The sequence below is a fragment of the Thermomicrobiales bacterium genome (assembly GCA_023954495.1).
Lineage (GTDB): Bacteria > Chloroflexota > Chloroflexia > Thermomicrobiales > CFX8 > JAMLIA01.
The window spans coordinates 1-10,184 of sequence record JAMLIA010000102.1 but is presented as its reverse complement, the minus strand read 5'-3'; the positions used below and the strand labels follow the sequence as shown (position 1 = coordinate 10,184).

General features: G+C 66.5%; 8 protein-coding genes and 1 pseudogene. 3 read left to right on the top strand and 6 right to left on the bottom strand.

The features are described 5' to 3' along the window. Together M9890_14365 and M9890_14360 are read right to left on the bottom strand one after the other, a co-directional pair. A partial coding sequence (locus M9890_14365) for a flippase-like domain-containing protein (GenBank protein MCO5178135.1) occupies positions 1-895 on the bottom strand: 895 nt, incomplete at its 3' end. After that, positions 877-2,043 (bottom strand): glycosyltransferase, encoded by a 1,167-nt coding sequence (locus tag M9890_14360; protein ID MCO5178134.1) that lies wholly within the window; start codon positions 2,041-2,043, stop codon positions 877-879. The genes M9890_14360 and M9890_14365, both read right to left, overlap by 19 nt. A gap of 120 nt (positions 2,044-2,163) precedes the next feature. On the opposite strand from M9890_14360, the gene M9890_14355 reads away from it, so the two are divergent. The 3 genes from M9890_14355 to M9890_14345 all read left to right on the top strand — a co-directional run bounded on the left by M9890_14355 (position 2,164) and on the right by M9890_14345 (position 6,631). Then, positions 2,164-4,188, top strand: a complete 2,025-nt coding sequence (locus tag M9890_14355) for a hydantoinase/oxoprolinase family protein (protein ID MCO5178133.1) — start codon at positions 2,164-2,166, stop codon at positions 4,186-4,188. A 368-nt stretch (positions 4,189-4,556) separates the two neighbouring features. Continuing rightward, positions 4,557-6,161 (top strand): hydantoinase B/oxoprolinase family protein, encoded by a 1,605-nt coding sequence (locus M9890_14350; protein ID MCO5178132.1) that lies wholly within the window; start codon positions 4,557-4,559, stop codon positions 6,159-6,161. After that, a complete protein-coding gene (locus tag M9890_14345; protein ID MCO5178131.1) occupies positions 6,158-6,631 on the top strand; it encodes an NUDIX domain-containing protein in 474 nt (157 codons plus the stop codon). The genes M9890_14350 and M9890_14345 overlap by 4 nt, the downstream gene beginning before the upstream one ends. Here M9890_14345 and M9890_14340 read toward each other — a convergent pair. The 4 genes and pseudogenes from M9890_14340 to M9890_14325 all read right to left on the bottom strand — a co-directional run. After that, positions 6,622-7,221, bottom strand: a complete 600-nt coding sequence (locus M9890_14340) for a WHG domain-containing protein (protein MCO5178130.1) — start codon at positions 7,219-7,221, stop codon at positions 6,622-6,624. The genes M9890_14345 and M9890_14340 overlap by 10 nt on opposite strands. Continuing rightward, positions 7,211-7,749 (bottom strand): annotated as a pseudogene (locus M9890_14335) (MBL fold metallo-hydrolase). Before M9890_14335 ends, M9890_14340 begins: the two are co-directional and overlap by 11 nt. Then, positions 7,724-7,918 carry a hypothetical protein gene (locus M9890_14330; GenBank protein ID MCO5178129.1) on the bottom strand — a complete coding sequence of 65 codons (195 nt, stop codon included), beginning with the start codon at positions 7,916-7,918 and terminating at the stop codon, positions 7,724-7,726. The pseudogene M9890_14335 and the gene M9890_14330 overlap by 26 nt, the downstream one beginning before the upstream one ends. Before the next feature lie 358 nt (positions 7,919-8,276). Continuing rightward, positions 8,277-10,184 (bottom strand): M14 family metallopeptidase (locus tag M9890_14325; protein ID MCO5178128.1); only part of this gene is annotated, 1,908 nt, incomplete at its 5' end.

Sequence of the window (10,184 nt, the reverse complement as noted above, 5' to 3'; positions counted from 1 at the left end):
GCACGGCCAGCAGCGCGACCGGCAGCGCGACGACCAGCAGCACGCGCTGCAGGATGGCGAAGCCGAGCAGCTCGCCGCTACTCATCCCAACCGGCACGGCCAGCGCGACCATCGCGGCCTCGCGAACACCCAGCCCACCAGGCAGCGGCACGATCTGGCCGAGCAGCAGCGGGATCGTCGACAGCGATAGCACCGCAGTCAGCGACAGGCTCATGCCGAGCGCCCAGAGCAGGCTGGCGATGACGGCTGCCTGCAGCAGCCAGAGCGTCGCCGTGCACCAGGCGACCGCCGGGCGATTGATCCGCGAACCGATGGCGGCGAACGCCTCACGAATCCGCGCCACGCCGCGCCGCATGCGATCGCGACCCACCAGCACGAGGACCGCCACAAGCGCAATAGCCCCGATGACCAGCGCCAATCGCGCCGTCTGGCCGTAGCCGGCGACCGCGTCCATGAATGGGCCGGGGCCGATCAGCAGCAGGGCCAGGATCGAGCCGACCAGCAGCACGAGGAAGTCGAGCCCCTGCTCAAACGCCATCGAGAGGATCGTCTTGCCATATGGCGCACCGGCGGCGCGGTTGGCGAGGAAGGCTTTGGCCGGCGCGCCGAGGAAGCCGGGACCGGCGTAATTGACCAGCGACGAGCTGACCGTGACATCGGCCGCCAAGCCGACCGGCACCTCGGCGTCGAGCGCCTCCATCAGCACGCACCAGCGCACAGCATGGACCAGCGGGAGCGCGATGCCGCAGGCGATTACGGCCAGCAGCGGCAGGTGGTGCGCGCCTCGCACATGCTCCCAGGCTCCAGCTGCCTGCCCGGACAGCCAGAGTGCGATCAGCGCGCCGACCAGCGCCAGCCAGAAGACGACTGGCACGATCAGTCGCGATCGCGCCACGCGCGCCCCCTCGTCCGTGCCAGATCGACGACCGGCCAGAGCGACCGCGAGATCGCTGCCAACGAGGCGTGTGCCTCAAATGCGGAACGGCCTCCGGCTGCGATGCGCGCACGCGCATCTGCATCCTGCAATCGCGCAATTGCGGCAGCCAATGCATCGGGATCATCGGGTGGGATCAGGACGGCGTCTTTGTCGTCGGGCAGGTAGCGCTCGACCGCGGCGCAGCGCCGGGTGATCGTCGCAACCCCACAGGCGGTCGATTGATAGACCTTGTTCGGGACCACGCGCGCTGCTTTCGCTCCGCCGTCAAACACGCCCAGCACGACATCTGCGGCACGGAGCCGCGCGCCGAGGTGCTCAAAGGGTATCCAATTCGTCCACACAATATTCCGCACGCTCAGCCTCGCGGCCAGCACCCGCGCCGCCGAGTACGTTTGGCCCGTCCCAACCAGCTCAATCCGCGCGTCCACGCCGCGCTGCTCCAGCAAAGCCGCCGCGCGAATAATCGTCTCGACGCCGTGCAGCGGGATGAACTTGCCGACGAACAGGACATCGAGCTGGCTCGCGTGTGTCCGTTGCGACGCAGCCGGGAAGAAGACCGATTCGTCCGCACCGACCGGCACGACGACGATGCGCGTGGTCGGCACGCCGAATCGCTCGGACATGTAGGCTGCATTCTCGTCGGTATCAGCCAGCACAACTGTCGCCAGCCGCAACGCCAGCCGATCGATCAACGCAATGATCCGCGCCGGTAGCGAGCCGACCGCAAACCGCCCGCGGTCCTCAACAATCGTGTCGGTCAATGTCACCAGTGGATTGAAGATCACCGGGCGCCGGCAGAGCCGCGCAAGCGGGCCGAGGACGAGCATATCGCCCTGCCCGACGTATCCGATCATCAGCGCATCACTCTTGCGCAGGTGCCCGATGACCTGCGGGATCAGCCACAGGTACGCAGCCAGCATCCGGATCGGCAGCATCAGCAGCCCGACCCAACGCAAGGCACTCTTGTCACGCCAAAGCTCCAGCACCGGCGCGTGCATTTCTTCAACGCGCACGCCAGCCTCGCGCAGCGCGTCGATCACAATGCGATTGCGCGGGTAGTCGCGCTCGTACGTTCCGGCGTAGCAGATCCGTGGTGAGTCGTTCACGACAGGGCATTGTAGTGCGTGCGCGGGATTCCCGCAGAACAGGCGGCAAACGCTGCACTACAATCAGCGGACTTGACCGCCGCACGACCGCGACCGTGGAGAAATGGACAGACAGGTTCAATGAGCGATATGTCAGCCAGGGCAGTCCTCGTCGGTGTCGACACCGGCGGAACCTTTACCGATTTCGTCGTGATTGATGCCAACGGCATCCACGTCCACAAGGTCCTGTCGACGCCGGGTAGTCCAGATGAGGCGATTGTTCAGGGGCTTCGCGACCTCGACGCCCTCGACCAGCTGGCCGCACTCGTCCACGGCTCGACCGTCGCGACCAACGCGGTGCTGGAGCGCAAAGGCGTGCGCACCGGGTTAATCACCACTGCCGGGTTCCGCGATGTGCTGGAGATCGCGCGGCAGACGCGTCCGAAGCTCTACGACCTGCGCGTCACCCGCGAGGAGCCGCTGGTGCCCCGCGATCTGCGTGTCGAGGTCGGCGAGCGGCTCGACGAGCGTGGCGGCATCATCACGCCGCTGGACGCCGATTCGGTCGTAGCCGCCGTGCAGGCTATGGTTGACGCCAAGGCCGAATCGGTCGCCATCTGCCTGCTGTTCTCGTTCGCCAATCCGACCCACGAGCAGATTGTCGCTGAGGCGGCCCGCGCCGCCGGACTGCACGTGTCGGCGTCATCCGAGGTGCTGCCGGAGTTCCGCGAGTACGAGCGGACAAGCACGGTCGTGCTGAACGCCTACGTTGCGCCGCTGATGGACCGCTACCTCGCCCGGCTCGAAGCCGCCCTGCCGGACTCAACGCCGCTGCGCATCATGCAATCCAACGGTGGCTCTATCTCGTCCGCGACCGCGCGACGCGAGGCGGCTCGCACGCTCCTGTCGGGCCCGGCCGCCGGTGTCGTCGGCGCAGCGTTCGTAGCTGCGGCGTCGGGCATCGACCAGATCATCTCGTTCGACATGGGCGGAACATCGACTGACGTAGCGCTGATCGACGGCGCGCTAACTGAGACGACCGACGGCCGCATCGGCGGTCACCCGACGCGGCTGCCCACGATCGACATCCATACCGTCGGCGCGGGCGGTGGCAGCATCGCCTGGTTCGATTTGGGCGGCGCGTTGCGGGCCGGTCCGCAATCGGCCGGCGCTGTCCCTGGACCGGCTGCCTACGGCAACGGCGGCACTGAGCCAACCGTCACCGATGCGAATGTCGCGCTCGGACGGCTTATTCCGGATCGCTTCCTCGGGGGGACGATGACGCTTGATGTCACCGCCGCCCGAGCGGCGATTGAGCCAGTCGCGCAGCGCCTCGACACCAGCATCGAGGAAGCCGCGCTCGGCATCATCCGCGTGGCCAACGCCAACATGGAGGCGGCAATCCGGGTCATCTCAGTCGAGCGCGGCCACGATCCGCGCCGCTTCGCGCTGGTCGCCTTCGGTGGCGCTGGCCCGCTGCACGCCTGCGAGCTGGCCGACGTGCTGCGCATTCCGCGCGTGCTGGCCCCGGCGACACCGGGTGTGCTGTCCGCGCTCGGCATGCTGGCCGCCGATGTCCTCAAGGACTACGTCCGCACCGTCATGGTCGAGGACGACTCCGCCGAGGCCGCGATCGAGCCAGTCTTCCGCGAGCTGTCCGAAACCGGTCGAGCCGATCTGCTGTCTGAGGGCGTCGCTACCGATCAGATCCAGATCGAACGCCTGCTGGACATTCGCTATATCGGCCAGTCCTACGAGCTGGTTGTGCCGTACGAGGGCGATCTGCGCGGCGCGATAGAGGCGTTCCATCAGGCGCACGAGCGGCGCTTCGGCTACAGCGACCCGGGCGAGCGCGTCCAGATCGTCAACGTCCGCGTCAAAGCCAGAGGCGTCGCGACCCCACCGGAGCTCACGCGCAGCGAACCAGGCGACGCCACTCCGGCTACCCCAGCCGAACGGCGCAACGTCGTCTTCGGCGTCGATGGTGTGCCGCAGGCGATCACTACGCCGATCTACGAGCGTGCCACCCTGACGGCGGGGCAGACGATCGACGGCCCGGCGATCGTCACCCAGTACGACACGACGCTCGTCATCCCGCCCAGCTGGCGTGCCGCTGCTGATGTCGTCGGCAACCTGGTCATTGAGCGAGCGGGGGGCACGGCGTGAGCGTTCTGTCGGTGCCGGCACGTCGAACAATCCGGCCCGATAGCCGTTCCCTTGTCCTGTCTCTCCTCCACGTTGGAACGAGTCGGACGGGTGGGAGATTTCTCACTGCGGTTCGAAATGACAGGTTTCGAGGGTGGCTGCCGGAGCGTACTGCCCGACGTGCTGGCACTGAAAGCCCGCTCACTGCACCATTCAACGCAAAGTGTCTGGACGGCAGCCACCCAGTTCTCCTGTCATTTCGAACCGCAGTGAGAAATCTCCCACCCGCTCGCCTGAATCAAACGCAGAGGAGACTGCCGGAGTCACACCTCTCCGCTGAATATCCGACCACCCTCGTATCCCCCGCACCAGCCGAAGGAGTTCGCTAGATGTCCCAGCCCGTCGATAGCACCCCAATCGTCGACCCGGTCAGTCTGGAGATCTTCCGCAGCGCACTCGCGGCGATTGCCGAGGAGATGGGCGCTGTCCTGACGCGCAGCTCTTACTCGCCGAACATCAAGGAGCGCCGCGATTTCTCCTGCGCGCTGTTCGACCGCGACGGTCGGCTGGTTGCGCAGGCGGCCCATATTCCGGTGCATCTCGGCTCGATGCCCGAGTCAGTCGCCACGGCGCTTTCCGAGTTCGACGAGTTTCTGCCCGGCGATGTCATCGCGCTGAACGATCCCTACCTCGGTGGCACTCACCTGCCGGATGTGACGCTGATCTCGCCGCTCTTCGTGACAGATGGCGACCAGCGAGTCCTGGCCGGGTTCGCGGCGAACCGCGCTCACCACGCCGACATCGGCGGCATCTCGGCCGGCTCGATGCCGATCGCGACCGAGATCTATCAGGAGGGCATCATCATCCCGCCGATCAAGCTCTGGGAGGGCGGCGCGCCGAACCGGGCAGCGCTGCGGCTGCTGCTGCGCAATGTGCGCACGCCCGACGAGCGCCGCGGCGACCTGACCGCGCAGGTCGCTGCCAACCGCACAGCCGCGCGACGCATCCAGGAGCTGGTCGAGCGCGCCGGTCTGGCGACGCTGGACGCGCACATCGACGCGCTCATCGCCTACGGCGAGCGCATCACTCGCGCGACGATCGAGCAGATTCCCGACGGCGTCTACACCTTCACCGACGCGCTCGACGACGACGGCATCGTCGACGAACCGATCCAGATCGTCGTCACGCTGACGGTCGCCGGTAGCGAGCTGACCGTCGATTTCACCGGCACCGCGCCGGAGTCGCGCGGCAGCATCAACGCCGTTGCGGCAGTAGCCAAGTCTGCGTCGTTTTATGTCGTGCGCTGCCTGATGCCGGACGATGCGCCGTCGAACCACGGCACCTTCGCGCCGGTGACGGTGATCGCGCCGCTCGGCACGGTGGTCAACGCGCGTCCGCCACGTCCGGTCGCCGGTGGGAACGTCGAGACATCGCAACGCATCACCGACACGATCTTCGGCGCGCTGGCGCAGGCGCTGCCGGACATCATCCCGGCCGCCAGCCAGGGCACGATGAACAACGTGACCGCCGGTGGTCTGGACTCGCGCACCGACCGCCCGTTCGCCTACTACGAGACGATGGGCGGCGGCATGGGCGCGCGGCCCGGTCTTGACGGACTCTCCGGCGTCCACGTCCACATGAGCAACACGCTCAACACGCCGGTTGAGGCGTTCGAGTTCGCCTACCCGATGCGCATCACCGAATATCGCTTGCGCGATGGGTCGGGCGGAGCCGGATCGTCGCGGGGCGGCGACGGTCTGGTCCGCGAGATCGCGTTCGAGGTCGAGGCGGAAGTGACGCTGCTCACCGAGCGCCGCCGCCTCGCGCCGTGGGGATTGCAGGGCGGCGCGGACGGCGAGCGCGGGGCCAACATCCTGCGACGCAACGGCGAGGATCAGCCGCTACCGGGCAAGATCCGCTTCGCGGCCCAGCCAGGGGATCGCCTGTCGATCCAGTCGCCCGGCGGCGGCGGCTGGGGCAAGCCGACGACGTGAGGCAAGTCTGCATCGACGGAGCGAATCTTCCGAGGAAGCGCAAGGTCCTGGCCTACATCACCCATGGCTCGCGCCTGTTGATCTTCCGTCAGCCAGAGCATCCGGAAGCGGGCATTCAGGTCCCCGGCGGGACGGTTGAGCACGACGAACCGCTCGATCTCGCCGCACTGCGTGAGGCGCAGGAGGAGACCGGTCTGCCTGACCTGACCCTCGTGCGCTTCCTCGGAGTTGCTGAATACGATTGCCACCCGCACGGCAAGCCGGAGATCCACGAACGCTACTACTTCCACCTGCGCTGCAGTGGGACGCCCGCCAACGAATGGGATCACTGGGAAGAGGAACCGTCGGAGGGCGAGGAGAGCCGCATCCTGTTTCGCTTCAGCTGGGTGGACTTGCCGGACGGCGTGCCGACGCTGATCGCCGAAATGGACGAGATGCTCCCGGCGCTCGTCGCCGAACTTCAGCCCTGACGACGAGCAGCCAGGCCATCGATGAACGCGTCAACGAGCCGCTGGTAGCTCGTATCGAGGTCGAACGGCAACCCGAAGCCACCGCCCAGCTCGATGCTGACGAAGCCGTGCGCGATGCTGCGCAGTCCGCGAATTGCGTGGATCTGCTCGTCGTCGGTCAGGCCGAACGGTCCCATCGCCAGCCGCAACACCTCCAGCACCTCATCTGCGGCAGCCAGCAGCTCGACGTCATCGGCATCGGGCGCGCGGATGGTTGAGCGGTACAGACCGGGTCGCCGTAGCGCGAACGTCCGGTAGGCGTCGGCGATGGCCCGCAGCGCGTCCTCGCCCGCCTTGCCAATGGCAGCACGAGCCAATTGCTCGCCCAGCTCCTGTACTCCCAGCAGTGCCAAACCGCGTCGGAGCCCCTCCTGTCCTTCGATGTGGTTGTAGAGCGACGGCGCGCGGACGCCAAGGGTCTGCGCCAGACTCGCCAGCGTGATGTCGCTATCTGGCGCGGAGTCCAGCATTTCCGCCGCTGACTGAATGACCGTCGCGTGATCGAGGCCGCGTCTCGTGCGCCGCGCGCTTTCCTGTCGGCTAGTTGACACGGCGCGCAGCCTCTTCAATTGCCGCATCCATCGCCGCCTGTGGCTGCTCCAGGACATCGCCGTGCCCGATAGCCAGCCGGGTTGGGTTCAGCGCCCGTAAGCGCCGCGCCGAATCATGCGCGAGCGCCTTGTCCCAGGTCGACCAGGCCGGAAATGGGAACGTCGGGCGCACGACGCCTGACACCGCCATCCCGCCGCGCGTCTGGAACGCGTCTCCGGCGATCAGCGCACCATCATGATGGTCGTAGAACGCGATCTGGTCCGGCGCGTGGCCCGGAGATGCAACTACCTCGAGCGAGCCGACGCGGTCGCCGTCCGACAGCAGCCAGGTCGGGGTTGTCTTCTGGACGTTGCCGCCACCGAGCTTCGTCTTCCCGCCGTGCATTTCTTCGGGATCGACCGAGCGGTCGCGGTCAGCCGACGGGCCGAGCGCGCGGTCATCAGGATCTCGGCATCCGGCGATTCCTTGCGCAACGCATCCAGCCCGAGAACGTGGTCGGAGTCAGCGTGCGTTAGCGCGATCCGCACGATCTCGCCGCCGTGCTGACGCGCGATCTTCAGGATCGTCGCCGCCCCGCCAGACGCCAGTGTCGATCAGCGTGAAGCCATCATCTTCACGAACGAGATAGACGTTGACCGGGAACAGCAGTGGCCAGCGTGTGAGCTGAATCAGGTTGTTGCTGTGAGTGGTGATCACGTGAGTGCCCTTCCAGAGTGACTACGATCATTAGTATGTATACTAACGTCATTAGTTTCATTTGTCAAGGGGACCGGGCAGTGTCTCGTTCAGCGGGACGGCGCGCGGGACGGACGGATGCCGCTAAAATGTAGGGGCGTATCGCATACGCCCGGCCAGATTGGCGGGGGCCAGGTAAGTGGCGATCGCGTGTCTGACACCCACCCGAGCTAACGCCTACCTGACCGATTGACACGCTCCGACGTGGTCGTGGACCTGGCCGGGCGTATGCGATACGCCCCTACATAGACCGGGCGCGGCTCGTGATAAGTCAACAACCTGACGTGTAAGGAATGCCCAGCGTTACGCGGCCCACCCGCTACCCAGCCTGATCATCCGCGAGCCGCCCAACCGCAGTGGCCGCTGGCGGCCGATCCTGCCAGGTGGTGGTGCCGTCTGTGTTTCGCGCGGCCCGCAATGTCGGCGCGGTGGCGGCGGAGGAGAGCAGGTCGAGCGTTGCCTTGTTCGCCAGCAGGTGTGCGCGGGCGACGAGCTCCAGATGCTCGCCTTCGGCTGTTTCGTCGTTCACCTCTGTCACCCAGGAGAGAACGGTCGTGCGTGGGTAGCGCAGGTGGAATCCACGGCGTGGCGAGTCGCCATCGACAGCGGCGATGTGCCAGAGCATGTCGTCGTGGAATTCGCCGGGGAAGCGATCCGGCTGGCGCGACTGACCCCACTCGCGATAGCTTGCGCCGTAGATCCGGTTCCATTCGCCGATGTCGGTATCGCGCACCATCGCCGAAACTGCCTGTTGCAGCGCGGCGACCGACGCACGCTGGTCCTCGTTGTCCGGTCCGTCGACATAGGACGCGATGCCGTAGAGCAGCGCCTGCACGATCCAGTACGACACGCGGAAGCGCGGCGGCGAGCCGAAGCCGGCGAACGGCTGCACCCATTCGTGCGACGGCACGCCGTGGTTGTCGACGATAACGTCCGGTAGCCAGCGACGCCAGATCGACCCGCGCGCTCGTGCCTCACCAAAGCGTGTGTCGGGATCGAGATGATCCGCGCCGTACTCGTAGCCGAGCGCGTTGTATCGCGCCGGGTGATGCTTCCACGTGGCGGCCTCAGGAAAGCTGGCCAAGCGGGCATGCAGCGCCGCGCCGTCCGGGTTCTCATACGGCAGCACGACGATGTTGACCGCATCAAGATAGCGTCGCCACTCCGGGTCGTGCGCGCAGAGCCAGGCGAGCTGGAACGCGGCGTTGGTGCTGGATATCTCGTTGGCGTGATGGCGGGAGACGATCAGGTAGGTCGGCTTGAAAATTGCCGATTTGACGATGGAGTGCAGCCGTCCTGGTGTCGATGCCTGAAGAGCCAGCGCCGGAAGCGGTCGACCCTGATACGACGCATCCTCGATCCAGGCGCTGATCTCCGGCGCGGCAGCCAGACCGGCGGTGATGTCGACAACGCGGTCGCCGTGGATATTCTCCGTCATCGGCGGTCGATCATCGCTGCCTGAAGCGACCAACGGCGCGACGAGTGGCAGGCGGAGTGACACGCTCTCACCAGCGAGGCGCACGCTTGCGCGTAGCGATGGATCGCCCACAAGGTCCATGCTGGCCAGCGCGCGCAGGCGGTCGAGAGTTGGAGCAGTGTTGCCGTCGATCTCGGCGTCGATAGCGACCGCTAGCTCACCATCGAAGAGTGTCACTTCGCTCACGCGCAGGTTTGCCAGTGGCAACGTTGGCTGTGTTGGTGCCGCGCGCAGGGTGATCCTGGCGGACGGCGCGGCATTGGAAGCAACACGGACGATCGGGATGATTGGTCCCGGTGCGCTCAGCGTGTCGCCGTTCGTGCGCTGGCCGAACAGCTCGATGGCGTCGAGTGTTGTGAAGTAGATATCCTCGGCGAGCGCCTCGGCCGCTGAATCGTTCTCCTCGCGTACGCCGAGCCGCTCGTTTGGTTCGCTGACTGAGACCTCCGCGAGCAGTTCGCCGAAGAACGGCTGATGGTTGGCTTGCGCACCGGACTCCTCAACCAGCCGCAACAGGTCGGGCAGGATGTCCCGCTGCCAGAAATCCCAGAACGCCTCCAGGTCGGTCGCGACACGCGCCACCTCGCGCCAGGAGTCGCCATCGGCGGCCATAATGCCGCCAGTCGTGACAACGACGCGTCCTGCATCTTCGCCAAGCGCCGCGACAAACGGCTGAAGACGTGCTGACGGCGTGCAGGTCCAGCGTCCGAGCGATGCGCCATCAGCTGTCAGCGCTTCGGCGACAAAGGT